General features: G+C 67.2%; 28 protein-coding genes. 6 read left to right on the top strand and 22 right to left on the bottom strand.

What is annotated here, in order from left to right; all coding sequences use genetic code 11:
- Complete coding sequence (locus AB0I35_RS27590) at positions 1 to 465, top strand: SRPBCC family protein (RefSeq protein WP_357399253.1); 465 nt, start codon at positions 1 to 3, stop codon at positions 463 to 465.
- A 22-nt stretch (positions 466 to 487) separates the two neighbouring features.
- On the top strand, positions 488 to 1,357 hold the full coding sequence (locus AB0I35_RS27585; RefSeq protein ID WP_357399252.1) for a 1,4-dihydroxy-2-naphthoate polyprenyltransferase: 870 nt from the start codon (positions 488 to 490) through the stop codon (positions 1,355 to 1,357).
- On the opposite strand, the gene AB0I35_RS27580 is transcribed toward AB0I35_RS27585, so the two are convergent.
- The 6 genes from AB0I35_RS27580 to AB0I35_RS27555 are packed head-to-tail and all read right to left on the bottom strand — an operon-like array spanning position 1,354 to position 4,656.
- On the bottom strand, positions 1,354 to 1,749 hold the full coding sequence (locus AB0I35_RS27580; RefSeq protein WP_067484995.1) for a phage holin family protein: 396 nt from the start codon (positions 1,747 to 1,749) through the stop codon (positions 1,354 to 1,356). The genes AB0I35_RS27585 and AB0I35_RS27580 overlap by 4 nt on opposite strands.
- 53 nt (positions 1,750 to 1,802) lie before the next feature.
- Positions 1,803 to 2,384 carry a Clp protease N-terminal domain-containing protein gene (locus AB0I35_RS27575; protein WP_357399251.1) on the bottom strand — a complete coding sequence of 194 codons (582 nt, stop codon included), beginning with the start codon at positions 2,382 to 2,384 and terminating at the stop codon, positions 1,803 to 1,805.
- Positions 2,384 to 2,605, bottom strand: coding sequence for a hypothetical protein (locus AB0I35_RS27570; protein WP_067484990.1), 222 nt, complete (start codon positions 2,603 to 2,605; stop codon positions 2,384 to 2,386). Before AB0I35_RS27570 ends, AB0I35_RS27575 begins: the two co-directional genes overlap by 1 nt.
- Before the next feature lie 55 nt (positions 2,606 to 2,660).
- Complete coding sequence (locus tag AB0I35_RS27565; protein WP_357399250.1) at positions 2,661 to 3,203, bottom strand: dihydrofolate reductase family protein; 543 nt, start codon at positions 3,201 to 3,203, stop codon at positions 2,661 to 2,663.
- 56 nt (positions 3,204 to 3,259) lie between these two features.
- A complete protein-coding gene (locus AB0I35_RS27560) occupies positions 3,260 to 4,345 on the bottom strand; it encodes a PLP-dependent cysteine synthase family protein (protein ID WP_357399248.1) in 1,086 nt (361 codons plus the stop codon).
- On the bottom strand, positions 4,342 to 4,656 hold the full coding sequence (locus AB0I35_RS27555) for a DUF4229 domain-containing protein (RefSeq protein WP_067641892.1): 315 nt from the start codon (positions 4,654 to 4,656) through the stop codon (positions 4,342 to 4,344). Before AB0I35_RS27555 ends, AB0I35_RS27560 begins: the two co-directional genes overlap by 4 nt.
- 153 nt (positions 4,657 to 4,809) lie before the next feature.
- Here AB0I35_RS27555 and AB0I35_RS27550 point away from each other — a divergent pair, with 153 nt between their 5' ends.
- The 4 genes from AB0I35_RS27550 (at position 4,810) to AB0I35_RS27535 (ending at position 6,577) form a co-directional block, all read left to right on the top strand.
- Positions 4,810 to 5,019, top strand: a complete 210-nt coding sequence (locus AB0I35_RS27550) for a BldC family transcriptional regulator (RefSeq protein WP_019049435.1) — start codon at positions 4,810 to 4,812, stop codon at positions 5,017 to 5,019.
- A 112-nt stretch (positions 5,020 to 5,131) separates the two neighbouring features.
- Positions 5,132 to 5,323, top strand: coding sequence for a hypothetical protein (locus AB0I35_RS27545; RefSeq protein WP_356985262.1), 192 nt, complete (start codon positions 5,132 to 5,134; stop codon positions 5,321 to 5,323).
- Positions 5,324 to 5,379: 56 nt separating this feature from the next.
- A complete protein-coding gene (locus AB0I35_RS27540; protein WP_357399247.1) occupies positions 5,380 to 6,030 on the top strand; it encodes a hypothetical protein in 651 nt (216 codons plus the stop codon).
- Between the two features lie 106 nt (positions 6,031 to 6,136).
- Entirely contained in the window at positions 6,137 to 6,577 is a 441-nt protein-coding gene (locus AB0I35_RS27535) for an SgcJ/EcaC family oxidoreductase (RefSeq protein ID WP_357399246.1), read from the top strand.
- A gap of 9 nt (positions 6,578 to 6,586) precedes the next feature.
- On the opposite strand, the gene AB0I35_RS27530 is transcribed toward AB0I35_RS27535, so the two are convergent.
- The 16 genes from AB0I35_RS27530 to AB0I35_RS27455 form a co-directional block, all read right to left on the bottom strand.
- Positions 6,587 to 7,021, bottom strand: a complete 435-nt coding sequence (locus AB0I35_RS27530) for a DUF4189 domain-containing protein (protein WP_357399245.1) — start codon at positions 7,019 to 7,021, stop codon at positions 6,587 to 6,589.
- Between the two features lie 103 nt (positions 7,022 to 7,124).
- Positions 7,125 to 7,454 (bottom strand): hypothetical protein, encoded by a 330-nt coding sequence (locus AB0I35_RS27525; protein ID WP_357399244.1) that lies wholly within the window; start codon positions 7,452 to 7,454, stop codon positions 7,125 to 7,127.
- Positions 7,455 to 7,883: 429 nt separating this feature from the next.
- Positions 7,884 to 8,495 (bottom strand): ATP-grasp domain-containing protein, encoded by a 612-nt coding sequence (locus AB0I35_RS27520; RefSeq protein WP_357399243.1) that lies wholly within the window; start codon positions 8,493 to 8,495, stop codon positions 7,884 to 7,886.
- Between the two features lie 143 nt (positions 8,496 to 8,638).
- On the bottom strand, positions 8,639 to 8,851 hold the full coding sequence (locus tag AB0I35_RS27515) for a hypothetical protein (RefSeq protein ID WP_357399242.1): 213 nt from the start codon (positions 8,849 to 8,851) through the stop codon (positions 8,639 to 8,641).
- Between the two features lie 129 nt (positions 8,852 to 8,980).
- Complete coding sequence (locus tag AB0I35_RS27510; protein WP_357399241.1) at positions 8,981 to 9,652, bottom strand: cation transporter; 672 nt, start codon at positions 9,650 to 9,652, stop codon at positions 8,981 to 8,983.
- A complete protein-coding gene (locus AB0I35_RS27505) occupies positions 9,652 to 9,981 on the bottom strand; it encodes a metalloregulator ArsR/SmtB family transcription factor (protein ID WP_067484966.1) in 330 nt (109 codons plus the stop codon). Before AB0I35_RS27505 ends, AB0I35_RS27510 begins: the two co-directional genes overlap by 1 nt.
- A 43-nt stretch (positions 9,982 to 10,024) precedes the next feature.
- Positions 10,025 to 10,372 (bottom strand): hypothetical protein, encoded by a 348-nt coding sequence (locus tag AB0I35_RS27500; protein WP_357399240.1) that lies wholly within the window; start codon positions 10,370 to 10,372, stop codon positions 10,025 to 10,027.
- 26 nt (positions 10,373 to 10,398) lie between these two features.
- Positions 10,399 to 11,358, bottom strand: coding sequence for a c-type cytochrome biogenesis protein CcsB (gene ccsB / locus AB0I35_RS27495; protein WP_357399238.1), 960 nt, complete (start codon positions 11,356 to 11,358; stop codon positions 10,399 to 10,401).
- Complete coding sequence (locus AB0I35_RS27490) at positions 11,358 to 12,983, bottom strand: cytochrome c biogenesis protein ResB (RefSeq protein WP_357399237.1); 1,626 nt, start codon at positions 12,981 to 12,983, stop codon at positions 11,358 to 11,360. The genes ccsB and AB0I35_RS27490 overlap by 1 nt, the downstream gene beginning before the upstream one ends.
- Positions 12,983 to 13,795, bottom strand: coding sequence for a cytochrome c biogenesis CcdA family protein (locus AB0I35_RS27485; RefSeq protein ID WP_225278516.1), 813 nt, complete (start codon positions 13,793 to 13,795; stop codon positions 12,983 to 12,985). Before AB0I35_RS27485 ends, AB0I35_RS27490 begins: the two co-directional genes overlap by 1 nt.
- Entirely contained in the window at positions 13,795 to 14,022 is a 228-nt protein-coding gene (locus AB0I35_RS27480; RefSeq protein ID WP_357399235.1) for a hypothetical protein, read from the bottom strand. The genes AB0I35_RS27485 and AB0I35_RS27480 overlap by 1 nt, the downstream gene beginning before the upstream one ends.
- Complete coding sequence (locus tag AB0I35_RS27475) at positions 14,019 to 14,657, bottom strand: TlpA disulfide reductase family protein (RefSeq protein WP_357399234.1); 639 nt, start codon at positions 14,655 to 14,657, stop codon at positions 14,019 to 14,021. The genes AB0I35_RS27480 and AB0I35_RS27475 overlap by 4 nt, the downstream gene beginning before the upstream one ends.
- Positions 14,654 to 15,280 (bottom strand): histidine phosphatase family protein, encoded by a 627-nt coding sequence (locus tag AB0I35_RS27470; protein WP_357148615.1) that lies wholly within the window; start codon positions 15,278 to 15,280, stop codon positions 14,654 to 14,656. The genes AB0I35_RS27475 and AB0I35_RS27470 overlap by 4 nt, the downstream gene beginning before the upstream one ends.
- A 101-nt stretch (positions 15,281 to 15,381) precedes the next feature.
- Positions 15,382 to 16,728: a glutamate-1-semialdehyde 2,1-aminomutase gene (gene hemL, locus AB0I35_RS27465; RefSeq protein WP_357399232.1), complete on the bottom strand. Its 1,347-nt coding sequence runs from the start codon at positions 16,726 to 16,728 to the stop codon at positions 15,382 to 15,384.
- A 166-nt stretch (positions 16,729 to 16,894) separates the two neighbouring features.
- Positions 16,895 to 17,116 carry a hypothetical protein gene (locus AB0I35_RS27460; RefSeq protein ID WP_357399231.1) on the bottom strand — a complete coding sequence of 74 codons (222 nt, stop codon included), beginning with the start codon at positions 17,114 to 17,116 and terminating at the stop codon, positions 16,895 to 16,897.
- Between the two features lie 84 nt (positions 17,117 to 17,200).
- Positions 17,201 to 17,479 carry a hypothetical protein gene (locus tag AB0I35_RS27455; protein ID WP_357399230.1) on the bottom strand — a complete coding sequence of 93 codons (279 nt, stop codon included), beginning with the start codon at positions 17,477 to 17,479 and terminating at the stop codon, positions 17,201 to 17,203.
- Positions 17,480 to 17,482: the final 3 nt, after the last annotated feature.

The raw sequence follows: 17,482 nt of genomic DNA, 5'->3' as shown, positions 1-17,482 counted from the left end.
ATGGGCGACTTCGAGGTGAGCAGGCGCGCGACCATCGCCGCCGAGCCGGCACGCATCCGTGGTTTCATCAACGACTTCCGGCAGTGGCGGCTGTGGTCGCCCTGGGAGGATTCCGACCCGCAGCTGGCCCGCACCTACAGCGGCCCCGAATCCGGTGTGGGCGCGCGGTACGCGTGGCGCGGCAACCGCAAGGCCGGTGCCGGTGTGATGGAGATCAAAGCCGATGCCGAGCGCGAGATCGGCGTGCAACTCGAGTTCGAGAAACCGTTCAAGGCAACCAATACGGTCACCTTCACCCTCGATCCGGTGCCCGACGGCACCGAGGTGACCTGGCGGATGACCGGCACCCACTCGGGCCTGATGGGTGTGCTCGGCAAGGTGTTCCCGATCGACAACATGATCGGCAAGGACTTCGACAAGGGCCTGGCCAGATTGAAGACGGTCGCCGAATCAGCCGGGTCCTGAACGCGGGACTAGGCTTCGATTCATGGCTACAGCTGCGGAATGGATCGAAGGCGCCCGGCCGCGGACGCTGCCCAACGCGATCGCCCCGGTCCTGGCGGGCACCGGCGCCGCCGCCTCGATCGACGGCGCCGTCTGGTGGAAAGCGCTACTGGCCCTGCTCGTTTCGCTCGCCCTGATCGTCGGGGTGAACTACGCCAACGACTACTCCGACGGAATCCGTGGCACCGACGACGAGCGGGTGGGGCCGCTGCGGCTGGTCGGGTCGAAACTGGCCTCCCCTACCGCTGTTCGCACCGCCGCCGTGGTGAGCCTCGCGGTGGGGGCCGTCGCCGGCCTCGTGCTCGCCGCGACGACCGCCTGGTGGCTGGTGCTCCTCGGCGCGCTGTGCCTGGCCGGTGCCTGGTTCTACACCGGTGGCAGCAAGCCCTACGGCTACAGCGGTTTCGGTGAGATCGCGGTGTTCGTGTTCTTCGGGTTGATCGCCGTACTCGGCACCCAGTTCGTGCAGGCGGAGCGGGTCGACTGGGTGGGGCTACTGCTCGCGATCGGTGTCGGCGCGTTCTCCAGTGCCGTGCTGGTGGCCAACAACCTGCGTGACATTCCCACCGACACCGAGTCCGGGAAGGTCACCCTCGCCGTGAAACTCGGTGACGCGCGCACCCGCACACTGCACCTGGTGCTGCTGGCCGTACCGTTCGTCATCAGTCTCGCGCTGATCGCCCGCACACCGCTGGCGCTGGTCGGACTGCTCGCGATTCCGCTCGCGGTCCGGGCCAACGCCCCGGTGCGTACAGGCAAGGGCGGGCTGGAACTGATTCCCGCCCTACGTGATTCCGGGCTGGCGCTGCTGGCCTGGTCGGCGCTGAGCGCGCTGGCCGTCGGTCTCGGCTAGTCGCCGTCGGGCACGATGATGCCGAGTACCCAGTTGACCAGCATGATGATGACACCGCCGAGCACCGCTGCCCAGAAACCGTCCACCCGCAGGCCGTAGTCGGTGAGTTCGGTGATCTTGGCGGTGAGCCACAGCATGGCCGCGTTCACCACCAGCAGGAACAGTCCGAGCGTGAGAATCACGAACGGCAGGGACAGAAGTTTCACGATCGGTTTGATGACGGCGTTCACGGCGGTGAACACGATCGCGACGATGAGGATGACCAGGGCCTTGCCCCAGTTGCCCCACTCGTCGGACCATTCCGGCGGCACGGAAATAGTGATCTTGTCGATCCACGCCGCCGCGGCCCAGATGGCTATGGCGTTGATGACCAACCGTATGGCTAGCTGCATAGACCCATGCTAGGCCCGAAATCGGACATCGCGGTGTGTCCGGCGCGGCAAGTTCAGGCGGCGCGGTCGAGCATCCGGTGGATGTCCGCGCGCAGCGTCGCGATGCCGTCGCTGCCGCCGAGCAGATCGGCCTGCCCCGGATCGACGCTGCGGAGAATGCCGAGCAACAGGTGGGCGGTGCCGATCTCGCGGTCCTTGCGATGCAGTGCTTCGCGCAGAGCGAGCTCGAGCGACTTCTTGGCGGGTGCCGAGAACGGGATGTGGCCCCAGTTGGCGCCCTTCACGCGGCCGAAGATTCCGCGCTTGGGTTGGGGTTCGGCCTGGTCCCAGGCCTGCGGGCCGAAGTTCTCGACAATGCTGGCCCGCACCGCGTCGAGGTCGATGCCGATGGAGCGCAGCGCCTCCGCGTCGTCGGCGCCGAGCGGGGTTTCGTTCGCCCGTGCGGCGAGCGTCGAGCGCACGTTCTCGGCGGTGATGCCGTCGGCGTCGAGAACCGCGCGCAGCGGCGGCTCGGCGTTGGTCAGCACGCCGAGCAGGACGTGTTCGGGCCCGATTCGCTCGGCCCCCAGTTCCTTGGCTTCTTCCTGAGCCAGGACAACGGCCACCTTGGCGCCTTTGGTGAATTTCTCGAACATCAGCGGGTGCCACCCTTCCGGTTGTGTTTCTGATGCACCGCTTGCTTGCTCACCTCGAGCGCGTCGGCAATCGCCTGCCACGACCAGCCGTTGGCGCGGGCGTTGGCCACCTGGATGGTTTCGAGCCGGTCGGCCAGCCTGCGCAGGGCGAGCACCGCGCGCAGACCGACCGAGGGATCGGGATTGCCCGCCGCGGCGGCGAGCGTGGTCGCATCGGTCATGCTGTCAATTTTGATTGACGACCCGAATGTTGTCAACGAAAATTGACGACCGGTGTCAGCTCAATCGGTAGACGAGCTTGGCGAACTGCCCCAGGCGCTCCACGTCGACGAGCCGCATCCGGTCGGCCAGAATGCGGCGTGGGAGTACGGGCGCGCCGCCACCGAGAGTCACCGGGGCGACGCCGACGATCACCTCGTCGAGCAGCCCGGCATCGGCGAACTGTCCGGCGAGGTCGCCACCACCCATCACCCAGATGTCGCGACCCCCGGCCGCCTCGGCCATCTGCTCGTGGACCGGACCCACCTCACCCGCGACGAAACGCACGTTCGCACCGGGCAGCCGGGGCAGCTCACGGTGGGTGAACACCCAAGTCGGCAGGTCGCCGTATTCGTCGTGCCAGGTCTCGGGCGGGTTGTTGTTCGCCATCCACTCGTAGGTGGTCGACCCGAGACACATGGCGCCGACGCCTCGCAGAAACACGCCGACATCCCCGGTGGCCGGATCGGCATCGGCCACAGCCATCAGCCAATCCAGCGAGTTGTCGGGGTCGGCGATGTAGCCGTCGAGACTGGAAGCCGTGTAATAGGTGGTCGTCATGAACACCGATCCTGACAGCGAAACCTGCCATCCACTGTCAAGGTTCGGCGGGGAAATCAGCCGGTCCAGCGACCCGTCGCGGCGAATTCGGCGAGAACGGCGCTCGGGCCGGTGAGGTCCAGACGCTGACCCTCGACCCAGGCATCGTCGAAGTAGGTACCGGCGTAGCGGTCACCGCCGTCGCACAGCAGGGTGACGACACTGTCGCTGCGTCCGGCCGCGAGCAGTTCGGCGACCAGGTGGAACGCGCCCCACAGATTGGTCCCCGTCGAGCCGCCCACGCGTCGGCCGAGGGCGGTGCTCGCGTGCCGGGTGGCCGCGATCGAGGCCGCGTCGGGCACCACGATCATCCGGTCCACGACCTGACCGATGAACGACGGCTCCACCCGTGGACGGCCGATTCCCTCGATGCGCGAAGGCATTCCGGTCTCGTACCCGGCGTCGCCGGTCTCATAGCCGCCGTAGAACGCGGAGTTCTCCGGGTCGACCACAGCCAGGCGCGTGGGGTGCCTGCGGTAGCGGATGTAGCGGCCGATCGTCGCGCTCGTGCCACCGGTTCCGGCGCCGACCACGATCCACTCCGGGATCGGATGCTGTTCCAAAGCCAGCTGCTGGAAGATGGATTCGGCGATGTTGTTGTTGCCGCGCCAGTCCGTCGCCCGTTCGGCGTGGGTGAACTGGTCCATGAAGTGCCCGCCCGATTCGGCGGCCAACCGCTTGGCCTCGGAGTACATCTCCGGTGGCCGCTCGACGAAATGGCAACGGCCACCCTGGGCTTCGATCAGCGCGATCTTCTGCGGCGACGTACTCGCCGGCATCACCGCCACGAAATCGAGCCCGAGCAGCTTGGCGAAGTATGCCTCGCTCACCGCCGTCGACCCCGACGACGCCTCGACCACCGTCGTCCCCTCGGTGACCCAGCCGTTGCAGATCGCGTACAGGAACAGCGATCTGGCCAGGCGGTGCTTGAGACTGCCCGTGATGTGGGTGGATTCGTCCTTGAGATACAGCTGCACCGGCCAGTCGGCGGGCAGCGGATAGCGCAACAGGTGGGTGTCGGCGGAACGCTGGGCGTCGGCGTCGATCAGCCGCACCGCGTTGTCGACCCAGTCACGCGGTGCGCTGCGGTCGAGGTACTTCACGCGTCGTCGTCACCCCGCAGACGAGCCCGCAGCTGCGCCTTGTCCTGGCGGCGGCGCTCGTCGACGACGGCGATGTCCTCGTTCACTTTCATGCGCAGTTTCTTGAACAGGGTCAGCGACAGCGGCATCGCGACGATCAGCGCGAACAGAGCCGCTACGATGATCGGCACCTCGACCCCGATGAGCTTGGCGACGCCGACGATCAACGCGGCGATCACCACGACAAGCCCGAGCCGGGCCAGCGTGTAGAGGGCAAGGTTGCGGGCCAGCCGCTTCCCCGCAGAACCTTGCTGACCAGTTGCTTCACTCACCTTGACAGGGTAACCCCGGCGCGCGCGGCCCCGTTCGCGGCATTTGTCTATTACTTCCCCTTTACCAACTGTAGGTGGTTCGACTACGTGGGGGTCGCAGTGCGACGATGGCGCCATCTGATGAGGGAACTGTCGAGAACGGAGAGGTTAGCTATGACTGCGATCACCGTCGGCGGCCAGGACACTCTGCTGACACCAGGCCAAGTGGCCGCAATGTTCCACGTAGACCCGAAGACCGTTACTCGGTGGGCCCATGCGGGCAGGCTCGGTTCGCTGCGCACGCCGGGCGGACACCGCCGATTCCGCGAGTCCGAGGTTCTGCAGCTGCTCAAATCGCTCACCACCGAGGCAGCGCCCCGCTGACCTCACCGGCGGCGCGAGCCGATTCGGCTCGCGTTTGCCGGGAATTTCCCTTCCGTTGCCGATGTGCACACGGTGCGGACACGGCTACCCTCGATAGCAGGAGGTGAGCGACGTGACGTACCTGTTGGCACTCATCGCGATCGTGGCCATCGCGGTGCTGTGCTGGAAGGCGTTCGGCCCCGAACGCCCGAGCCCGAACCCCGGCCCGGCCGCACGCAGGCCGATCCTCGGTCCGGACGACGACCCGGAATTCCTGTGGCGGCTCGGCAAGCAACCTCGCGACGATTCCGGTCCCGAGGCGTGAGCTGACCCACATACCCCCCATTGCGCACGAAACAGCTGGGTAGATAACGTATTCCGGTGATCGATGTGCAGCAGGCTTCCATCCCGACCACTTGGCGCGCGGCCGACGGCAGCGCCGTGACGTTCACCGAGGCACGGTCGGCGTGGACGCGCGCGGCACACGACGTGCTCGCCGCCACCGCGTCGCGCTTCAACAACTTCATCGTCAATACCGAGCTGGCCGAGTTGGTGCAGGAAGAGTCCGGTATCCGCACCCAGGTGAAGTGGCAGCACTGGCTGCCGGTCGTGCTCGACCGGGTCGCCGAATACTGTCACAACAACAACGAGCCGCCGCTGAGCGCGTTGTGTGTGCGCCGCAACCAGACCGTCGGCACCGGCTACCGCTACATCCTCGAACTCGCGGGCCTGCCCATCCCCGACGACCTCGAGATGCACGCGGCCGCTGCCCGCTGGCAGTGCTACCAGCACTACGCCACCGACCTCCCCGCCGACGGCGGTCTCCCCACCCTCCCCCCGAAGGTCGCCGCCATCCGCCAACGCACCTCTCAGGACCTGGCGACCACCGAGGCCGCGGAAGCCGCCGAAGCCAAGCGCACCGCCGCCTCCCGCCCCAGCGTCACCACCCCCAAGCCCGAACCCGTCCGCAAGCCGGTCTGCCTGAACTGCCACGTCGAACTCCCGGCCAACAAGATCTGCTACTACTGCTGATCTCACCCGACCACTGCCCGGATGCTCACCCGAGCACCCGGGCACAGTTGTCTTCGGCCCGCCACGCTTGACCTCAACCGAAGTTGAGCAAATAGCGTCCGGACCTATGAACACGACGCAACCACCGGTGGTCGAGGACGACGCCGTCGATCACACCGCCGATATCGCCGCCATCCGTCAGATCGTCGCCGACACTCAGACCGCGTTCAACACCAACGATGCCGAGTTGATGACGGCGCCGTTCGCCGAGAACGCCGTCGTGGGTAATGCGGTCGGCACGGTGCTGCGTGGGCGCGGTGCGCTGCTCGATGCCAATCGGCGGGGCTTGGCGGGATTTCTCGCCGACGAGTACGTCCGGTACGACGTCACCGACATCACCTTCCTGCGATCCGACGTCGCCATCGCCCACAAGGAGGCCAGGACCACCACCGCCGACGGCACGCTGATCGACACCAACCCGGCCATGGTCGCCCTGTACGTGCTGGTCAAGGAGAACGACCGGTGGTGGGTGTCGGCCCGCCAGAACACCCTCGTTCCAGCTTCCTGATCGGCGGCGCTACACGCCGCTGCAGACCGTCTTCATCACCATCACCGGACCCGGCCCGATCTTCGCGGCAGCGGCGATCGCGGCCGCTTCGGCCTCCTCGGCCGTCGGGGCGACGCGGGCGCGGAAGTCCCCGGCGCGCCCGGACCCGCCCGGATTCACAGTGTTCATCGCCAACGACACGCATTCGTCGACGAACCGTGCGACCACCTCGCAGTTCGGCCGATCACACAGCTCCCGCGCGGCCTCCTCCGCAGCCTCCCAGCTCGGATAATTCACCGCCGAGATCAGATGCGACGAATCCGCCCGGTCCATCGTGACGACCCCGAAGTACCGCCCGCCCTCCCCAGGTTCGGCCGCCGCCACTCCGGCACCCGCGACAACCATCGCCGCAGCGGCCGCCACCATCGAAATCTGCTTCCCCACGGGGGTCCTCCAGTCGATCATCGACTCCTGCCGAGCCGAACCGAACAGCATGACCCGCCCGGCGATCGACGTCAACTCGATTGCGGCACAAGGGGCTTCAAGCACGCACGGTGCCCTACCGACCTCAGGACAGACCGGGTTCGCTGCCGGTGACAGTGCCCAACCACGAGTTCGCGTCAGCGCCCAGCCATTCGACCGTCAGGCGGCGACGAGTGAAGAATTCGGCCGATGCGACGGCGGCCGCTTGCGCGCGCTCCGGCACGCAATCCAGGGGCTCACCCACCGACCCGCACACCGGCCCACCGCCGCCTTCGAGATGGATCGCCAACACCCAGCGGTTGGCACCCCGGATCAGCTGCAACCCGGTGGGCGTTGCGCGACGAGGATCATTCGACCGCCGATTGCGTCCCATCCCCTGCCCCTCCGAAGTGGGCCGCCGCTCGTTGGCATTCATGGGCAACGCCCCAGTCAGCCGTCACGAACAACATAGTGCCCGCACGGCCCGATAACGGCTCGCCACCGAGACGCCGGGGACGTACAGGGGCCTTGCCTGAAAGTCAGACGCAGGTCGGCATCCCCATGAGCATGCTTGTGCCGGTGGACAGGCATCGCAGCAGCAGGCCGGGAAGGGCCGCAGAACCCGAATCCGGGTCTGCGGAGGCTGTCAGCGGGCCGGCCGATCCCGAATCGGTGGCCACTGGGCTCGGAGTTGCGACGGGCGACGCTGTCGCAGTTCCGCCCAGCCCAACCCCCAACGAAATCACAACAGCAGCAACCACACTCAGACGACGCATTTTCCTCAACCTCTCGAACCACCGATAGATACCGCAGACGGTAATGCCGATGAGCAAAAGTGAAACGCCCCCACTTCCGTGGGCTCGCGTCATACCTTGGCTTCGACGATTGCCCAACCACGTCCCTCGATCAGACCGACATCGATGACGATCGACGGTGGAACGGGTACTTCGGCGGCCAACTTTTCGATAAACGCCTGGACTGCGGTCACTTCCGATGGCGCAGCAGGCCAGCTGCCGTTCTCGGCGCGGACGGGCTCTCCGTTGCGGAGGTAAGGAGACATGGTCAGTACCGCGCCGTCTTTGACGAAGCAGCGGAATTCCGAGCGCCATTCGACTGGCTCCGCCATGAATACCAGCGTGTCGTCGGGGCACGCTTGCGGCGATGGCAGACCGATCTCGTTGCGATATACCGCGCCCGCGAATCCTTTGCGGCCGTCTGCGGGTTTGACGAATACCGGGTCGGCATGGCGCCGAGCCTCACCAAGGGTGGAGATCTGAATCTGTCGCTGCAGTAGGGGCTTCGGCAGATTCGGTAGCCAGTCGTCCGGGGCGTCGAGCAAGGTGATGCTGAGCTGTGCTGCGATCACCTCGGCGAACATCGTCTCGCCGTAGATGGCTGTCGCGACCGTGTCCTCGGGAACGCGCCAATTCGTCAGCCGGACGACATTCCACCCTGCGCGAATTGCGGCGCCCCGCATGACCTGCGAATCCTCGGAGTAGCGAGGCGAGAGGATTAGAGTCGACACTTCTACATCATCCACTGCAGGCGTTCAGGAACAGACCGGATCCGGAATGGACAGGCGGCGAAATCCTGCGGCTACGGGATGTCGGCCGATTCGATTCAGGATGCTGTCGGGCCGGCACTCAGCGTGGACGAGCCGAGGCTCAGCAATTGCAGGATGTTCTGGATGAAGTCGCATCCGCCCGGTGCTCCGATCGGGTACTCGACGCACGCGGCAACGGGGGCAACGGGCTGAGTCGCAGCTTGGGCGGGGCCGACCGGTACCAGCATCAGCGCACCGACCAACGTAGCCACCGCGAACGATCTTTTCATCGAGAATCCTTATTGCGCCGAGTTTCGAACTTCCCACTGCCGAGCAGGCTATTGGGGTGCCTGCGCAACCACGAGCCCCCGCTTCCGTGGTCTGTAGCTCGAAGCATTCGTATGAGCGGAATTCTCGGATCAATCGCAGCAAGCGCAGTCGTGATCGCTCGTACTCGCGACAACGGGTGCCGGACAGCAGGTGTCGCCCCTCCACGCGTCGAGACCTTCCTTGACCGCGATCGCGGCGATGACAAGGCCGGCGATCGGGTCGGCCCACGACCACCCGAACAGGCTGTTGAGCAACAGTCCCACCAGCAGCACCGCCGAGAGATAGGTGCACAGCAGGGTTTGCTTGGAATCGGCGACCGCCGAAGCCGATCCGAGCTCGCGGCCGGCACGGCGCTGGGCCCACGACAGCACCGGCATCACCGCCAAGCTCACCGCCGCCAGGGTGATTCCGATCGGGGAAGGCCGGGCTTCGCCGGCACCGAGCAACCCACGGATCGAATCGACGGTGACATAGAGAGCCAGGGCGAAGAACGAGAACGCGATGATCCGCAGCGCGATCTTCTCTCGCTTCTCCGGGTCCCGACCTGCGAACTGCCATGCGACGGCGGCAGCCGAGGACACCTCGATGATCGAGTCCAAACCGAATCCGATCAGCGCGGTCGACGAAGCGCGAGCGCCCTCGGTCAAGGCGATGATCGCTTCGATGACGTTGTAGGTGATGGTGGCCGCGACGAACCAGCGGATCCGGCGCGCCAGTAAGGCGCGACGCTGCGTCGAACCCGCGGACACCGAGGAAGACATCAGCAGCACTCCTGCGTCGCCGAGTCCGGGCAGCAGGCCGGATCCACGGCCAGCACCAGTCCGGTCAGGTCGTCCAGGGCCCGCCCGATGCGCGCGTCGGCCAGCTCATAACGCGAGCGCCGTCCCTCCGGCACCGCGACCACGAGCCCACAACCGCGCAGGCAGGCCAGGTGATTGGACAGGATCTGACGCGACACCCCTATACGTTCGGCCAGGTCAGAGGGGTACGCGGGCGCTTCACGCAGGCTCAGCAAGATCTGCGTGCGAGTGGCATCGGAGAGCGCGTGCCCGAAGCGTGCCAGTGCATCGCGACGAATCAAAGTATCCACACGTCGACAGTACATTGTAATCTGTATTCAGAAAATGATGAATCTAGGTCGCGATGCGCACGACGGCTACAGTCTTGTCATCGTGGCGTTTGGCCCGAGGAAGTGCCTGGCCGTCCGGGTCCGTCTCGGCCTCCCAGATGTGCACATCACGAAGCAGTCGCTCGAGCTGGGGCGTGGACATGTTCGCGACTTCGGGCCAGGTCACGCCGAGCGCGGGAACGAGGTCGAAGGCACCGTCGGTGGCCGCGATGATCCACGCGACCTCATCACGCGGATACCGAAAGCGCAGCGCGTGTGCGGCCGCGCCGCGATCAGCTTCGGCGATCCCGTAGCCGTCCGTACGGTCTAGCGGACAATTGCGCGGATTCGACGATGATCCCCATGCGGCCACAGCGTACGGCCGCCGACCGAGGACGCTCAGTTCAACCCGGCGTAGCTGTGCAGACCCGAGATCACCATGTTGATGATGAAAAGGTTGAACAGCATCGCCACGAACCCGGCGATGTTGATCCACGCCGCCTTGGTGTCTCGCCAGCCCGACGTCGCGCGGGCGTGGAGGTAGGCGGCGTAGAGGACCCAGGCGATGAAGGAGCAGGTTTCCTTCGGGTCCCAGCCCCAGAAGCGGCCCCAGGCGGCTTCGGCCCAGATGGCACCCAGGATGACGCCCGCGCCGAAGAGGGGGAAGCCGATGATGGTGGTTTTGTAGGCGAGCTGGTCGAGCGTGCGGGCGTCGGGGAGGCGGCGGGCGATGGTGCCGAAGATGTTCGAGGACTCTTCGCCTGCTGGTTGGCGCATGCGGAACAGGTAGAGGAGGCTGGCGACGCCCGAGACCAGGAAGACGCCGCTGCCGACGCTCACGATGGTGACGTGGATGGGCAGCCAGAACGAGCGAAGGGCGGGGACGACGGGGGCGGCGTCGGCGTAGAGGACGGTGCCCGCGAGGAACATCAGGATCAGCACGGGCACGAGCAGGAACGCCCACATCGCGCGGAAACGCTGATCGCGCAGGAAGATCAGGCCGATCACCACGGCGGCCGCGGTGGCCATGGTGGTGAACTCGTACATGTTGCCCAGTGGGAACCGGTGGGTGGCGAAACCGCGCAGCACGATCGAGGCGATGTGCAGGACCGCGCCCACCGAGAGCACGGAGAACGCCATGTCGCCGAAGCGTTCGGCGCGCGACTTCCCCTCGGGCGTCTCGATCCGGCCGGGCAGGGACGGGTCGACGATCGTCGTGCCGTGTTCGCGCGCCGCGACCTGCTTGGCGCGGGCCGAGGCGTACTGCACGATCAGCAGGACCGTCGCCAAGGTGTAGACGGCGATCGCCGACATGAACGAATAGTCGCTGTAGCGCGCCAGCGTATCGTCGATCTGCATCAGTTCTCCGCTCCCAGCAACCGTGCCCGCAGTCGATCGAATTCGCCGCCCCAGCCCGCTTGATCGCTTCTGGCGAGGCCGCCCATCTCTACTACGGTTCGTCGTTGATCCACGGTACCTGCCCCGGTGTCGGCGGGGTACGCCCGGATCCAGATCCGGCGTCGTTTCACCAGCAGCGAAACCAGCAGACCGGCCATCATGGTCAGCGCGCTCACCAGCACCCACTGCTGGGCGGGGTCGTGGGAGACCTGCAGGTTCACGAACTCCTCGGCACCGTCGAAGGTCACCTTGGTGCCGTTGGGCAAGGTGGTCGACTCGCCGGGCCGCAGGTTCACGCGAGCTTCCTTGGTGAGCCGCCCTTGCTTCACCATCTCCGGGTCCAGGGCGAACAGCGACTGCGAACGGCCGGTGTCGAGGCCGGTGTTGCCTCGGTAGATGTCGACGGCGACGGCCGGATCGTCCATCTTCGGGAACGACGAGGTGAGCAGACTGCCGTGGAACATCGCGGTCGGCGCGAAGAGACCTTCGATGGCGATCTGGTTCTGGCGGCGTTCCTCCTCGGTGGCGTACATGCCGCCGGGCGGGTCGATGCGCAGCACACCGCTGGACAGGAAGGTCTGGGCGTCGTCGGGACGCCACTGGATGGTCTCGGTGCGGGTCTGCCCGTTCGGGAAGGTGACGGTGAACGTCGGCGCGAAACCGTGTCCCTGCAGGTAGACGCGATCACCGGCGACGCGCAACGGGTGATTCACCCGCAGCTCGGTGCTGCGCCACGTATCGGTGGTCAGGTCCTCGCCCGCCTGGTAGTCGATGTTCGAGGTGAACATCTCGGCCTGCCCGGTGGGCAGGTAATCGGCCTTGAAGTCCTTGACCTTCACACACAGCGGGGTCATCCCGGTGCCGTCGTTGACATTGCCCGCCCGGAACGAGTCGAACACCGCGGGCGAGGTGGTGCAGAAACCGGGACCACCGTTGGCGATCACGATGACATTGCCCTCGTACCCGAACAACTTGCCGAGCGCGATCGCGACCAACAGCCCCACCAGCGACAGATGGAACACGAGGTTGCCGAATTCGCGCAGGTAGCCCTTCTCGGCGGAGATCGTGATCTCGCCGTCGCGCTTGCCCGGCCGGACCTCGGTGCGCCAGCCGCGCAACTGTTCACGGGCTTGCTCGATCACGGCCTCGGCATCACGGTCGACGGTCTCGTCGAAGTGATGCGGCAGTCGCCCGAGGTTGCGTGGGGCGGCCACCGGCGGGGTGCGCAGGGCTTTGTAGTGGTCCCAGCAGCGGGGCAGGATGCAGCCGACCAGCGAGATGAACAGCAGTACGTAGATGGCGGTGAACCAGAAACTGCCGAACACGTCGAACAGTTCGAACCGGTCCATCCACGGGCCGAGCGTCGGCCGGTCGGCGATGTACTGGTCGACCTTCTGCGCGTTCAGGCTGCGCTGCGGCAGCAGCGCGCCGGGGATGGCGGCCAGGGCGAGCAGGAACAGCAGAACCAGCGCCGTGCGCATGCTGGTCAGGCCACGCCACGTGTTGCGGACCAGCGCCCAGGCGCGGCCGGGTAGCGACTGGCGAGGCGGGGCGGAGGCAGCGGGGGGAGTCAGTGTGTCAGTCATCAGATCGGCAGGGTCACCTCGGAGACGAACCCGTCACGCACCCAGCCGACGAACTGATCCCAAGCCCCCGTGACCAGCGCGACGCCGACGGCGACGAGCAGAACACCCCCGATTACCTGAATGGTGCGCGAATTACGCCGCAGCCAGCCCACCCCGCGCAGCGCACCCGCCGACCCGAAAGCCAGCACCACGAACGGCAAGCCGAGGCCGAGGCAGTACGCCACGATCAACACCACACCGCGTGCGGCGGTGGTGCCCTCGGTACCGGCGGACACCGCCATCACCCCCGACAGCGTCGGGCCGAGACACGGCGTCCAGCCGAGCGCGAACACCCCGCCGAGCAGGGGCGCACCGACGATGCTGGTGAACCGGCGCGGTTCCATCCGCGTATCGCGCTGCAATGCGGGCACCAGGCCGATGAAGACCAGACCCATCAGAATCGTCACCACACCGCCGATGCGCTGCAGCAGTTCGCGGTTGACGTTGAGCGTCTGGATCACACCGAAAACGGTGGCCGTGGCCAGCACGAACACCACCGTGAACCCGGCGACGAACAGCCCGGCGGCACCGGCGACCCGCAGCTTCGCGCTACGGCGCTGCTCGGTGAGCGTGGCGACCTGGGCGGTCGAGGCGGGCGGCGCCTCGGCACCGACCAGGCCGGCCAGATACGACAGGTAGCCGGGCACGAGCGGCACGACACACGGTGAAGCGAACGACACCAGGCCCGCCAGCAGGCAGGCACCAAGCGCCAACAGCAACGGTCCCGATGCCGCGGTCTGCTGGAAGGAATCCCCGACTGCGGCGAGCACCATCACTCGCTGGTGTCCTCGTCACGCTGCTCGTCGCGGGGCAACGACAGGGTGCGCTCGGTCTCGGCCGGTTCGGCCGGACCGAACTCGAACAAGCCCGCACCGGCGACGCTGCGCGGGACGGTGGCGATGCCCGCCCAACGATCATCGACGGTCCACCCCGCTCCCATGCGGCGGGCACCCTGGCGGGGGCGACACGCGGTCAGATTTCCGGGACGACGACGACTCACTGCTTCTCCTCGAGGGCGAGTTGCTCGACCACGGGCTGCAGGTCTTCGGCCAGTAGCGAGCGAAGGAAGACCGCGGCGACCCGGTGTTGACGATCCAGGATCAACGTGGTCGGGATAACACTGGTTGGGAAATTTCCGCCGAGGGCGAGCAAGGTTCGCATCGACGGGTCGTAGATGGACGGATACTCGATCTTGTTGTCCACTACGAAGTCCTGGGCTTTGTCACGCTGGTGGTCGCGCACATTGATGCCCAGGAATGCGACGCCCTTGTCCTTGGTCGCCGCGTACACCTTCTCGAGCGCGGGCGACTCGGCGCGGCACGGGCCGCACCACTGTCCCCACAGATTCACGACCACGACCTGACCGGGGAAATCGTCGACCGAAACGGTCTTTCCCTCGTTCATCAAATCGGGCCCCGCGAGCGTACCGATCGTGCCGCGCGTGGCGGGCGGATCGTATCTGATGTCAGTCTTACCACCGGGCGAGACGAATTCGAACGTGCCGCCGCCGGTGGCCACCGCATCGGTACCGGTCGAACAACCCGCCGCGGCCACGACGACCAGCAGGGCGGACAGGACGGCGGTCAGCGCCCGCAGCCGATGGCCACGGGTACCCGACGCGGTGCGTAGCTTCATGCGCCGTGGACCGACGGATCCGACGCGCCGGCGGGCTCGGAGTAGACGATGTCGACCAGCGTGTCGCCGTGGTAGACCAGCGAGGTCAGCGAGGCGAGTGAGCACTGGCGGTTGCGCGGGTCGTGCCAGAGGCGCTGACCCTGCAGGAAACGGCGAAGCGTCCACACGGGCAGCTGATGCGACACCAGCACCACCTCGTGGCCCGCTGCCTCGACGCGCGCCTTGTTCACGGCGGCGAGCATGCGATGCGCGATCTGCAGGTACGGCTCACCCCACGACGGGGTGAACGGGTCGCGCAGCTTCCACCAGTGCCTCGGCTTGCGCAGCGCGCCGTCGCCGACCGACACGCGCAGACCCTCGAAGGTGTTGCCCGCTTCGATCAGGTTCTCGTCGGTGCGCACGATCAGGTCGTGGGCGGCCGCGATCGGGGCGGCGGTCTCCTGCGCGCGCTGCAACGGCGACGCGATCACCAGGGAGATGTCGTGGTCGGACAGCGATCGGGCCACCGCGGCGGCCTGCGAACGACCGGTCACCGACAGGCTGAAACCGGGCAGGCGGCCGTAGAGGATGCCGTTGGGGTTGTGCACCTCACCGTGGCGCAGCACGTGGACGATGGTTTCCACGCTCGACGGATCGTGGTCGAGACCGGGCGGGGCGGCGGCGGGCGCCGGGTTCGGCGCCTCGTCGGCGACGGGGGTGGGGAGTGCGTCGGGCTGGTCGGAGCTCACGCTTGCGATCCTTCGGGGGTGGCGGCCGCGGCCGCGTGGGCGGCGGCGGGCAGAGCGGCGGCGATACGGTCGAACGCGTCCTCGTCGAGCGCCGCGGAGACGAACCATGCCTCGAACGCGCTCGGCGGCGCGTACACACCCGCGTCGAGCAGGGCGTGGAAGAAGGCGGGGTAACGCCAGGTCTGACTCGCCTTGGCGGCGGCATAGTCGGTGACCGGGCGATCGGCGAAGAACACGCTCACCATATTGCCTGCGAACTGCACCTGATGCTCCACCCCGGCTTCGGTGAGCGCTTTCGCGAACAGGCCGCCGAGCCGATCGGCGTTGCGGTCCAGCGCCGCGTACACCTCGTCGTCGGCCGCGCGCAGCGTCGCCAGGCCCGCCGCGACGGCGACGGGGTTACCCGACAGCGTGCCGGCCTGATAGACCGGGCCGAGGGGGGCGAGGTTGTTCATGATCTCGGCGCGGCCACCGAACGCGGCGGCGGGCAGGCCACCGCTCATCACCTTGCCGAACGTGTAGAGGTCACCGGCCACGCCTTCGCGGCCGTACCAACCCGAGGCGCTCACCCGGAAGCCGGTCATGACCTCGTCCATGACGAGCAGAGCGCCGTTGTCGTGTGCCAGCGTGCGCAGACCCTCGTTGAAACCGGGCAGCGGGGCGACGGCACCCATGTTGCCCGCGGCGGCTTCGGTGATGACACAGGCGATCTGGCCGGAGTGCGCTTCGAAGGCGGCGGCGACGGCGGCGAGGTCGTTGTAGGGCAGCACGATGGTGTCGGCGGCCTGAGCGCCGGTGACGCCCGGCGAGGTCGGCAGGCCGAGCGTCGCCACGCCCGAGCCCGCGTCGGCCAGCAAGGCGTCGACGTGGCCGTGGTAGCAGCCGGCGAACTTGATGATCTTGGAGCGCCCGGTGAAGCCACGCGCCAGCCGGACCGCGCTCATCGTCGCCTCGGTGCCGGAGTTGACCAGGCGCACCCGTTCCACGGGTTCCACGCGGGCGGCGATGGCCTCGGCCAGTTCGATCTCGGCCTCGGTGGGCGCGCCGAACGACAGACCGCCGGTAGCGGCCCGCTGCACCGCCTCGACGACGGCGGGGTGAGCGTGCCCGAGGATCATCGGACCCCACGAACACACCAGGTCGACGTACTCCTTGCCGTCGGCGTCGACGAGGGTGTAACCGCTGGCCGAGGAGATGAAGCGGGGCGTGCCGCCGACCGAATTGAACGCACGGACCGGGGAATTGACACCACCCGGGATCACAGAGGCCGCCCGCTCGAAGAGCTGGGCGGAAATCGGTACCTGCGACGAGCCGGCCGTGGTCGCGCGCGGAGAAGAACTCACGAATTCCAGTGTCTCAGCTCGCCTCGGCACGCCGGACGACAGGGTGGAGCACAGTGACCCAGACCGCAGCGACCCACCGACGACACGCCCGACACGCCGCGATGCGCCGACGGCTACCGCGCCCGGCTGTCGCAGGTCGCGGCGCACGTCGGCGTCGGGAGAAGTACTAGGTGTACATGCAGGGCACGTCGGCCGAGATGGTGTGCAGCTGACACATGATGCCGTTGTAGATCCCGCTCGAACCGGTCTCCGGGGCGAAGCCGCCCGCTGCGGGGTCCGCGACCATCGGGGTGAGCGGCAGACCGGCCCCGGCCTGAGCGGGCGCGGCGAGCGCGATCGTGGCGACTGCGGCGCCGACGGCGAATATCCCTGCGGTGAACTTGGTCATCGAGTTTCCTCCTGGTCGGCCCGCCTCGACGGACCCGGCATCGGGTGTTCGAATCCCAACGCGCACATCGGAATTCGACTTCCCTCAGACCATCGGACCCGCGGCGCGCAACGCTACACGTCGTTCGCGAGCCGAAAGGATTCGCGCGACCGCGTCGATCAGGAACAACCCGGCGAGGATCACGAGCCCGGTCGACAACGCCAGCATCGGCGGCACGTACCGCACGGCCTCGAAACCGGAATGCTCATCGCTGCCGACGAATTCGGTACCGCGCCGGGCGTTGCCCCAACTGGCGACGGCACCGGCAAGGCAAACGGCGGCCAGGCCGAGTTCGACCGACACCGTGACGATCCAGCGTTTCATGCG

The sequence above is a fragment of the Nocardia sp. NPDC050378 genome (assembly GCF_040655675.1).
In the GTDB taxonomy this organism is placed as follows: domain Bacteria; phylum Actinomycetota; class Actinomycetes; order Mycobacteriales; family Mycobacteriaceae; genus Nocardia; species Nocardia coubleae.
The sequence above is the reverse complement of the archived record's forward strand: the minus strand, read 5'-3'. Positions and strand labels throughout refer to the sequence as shown.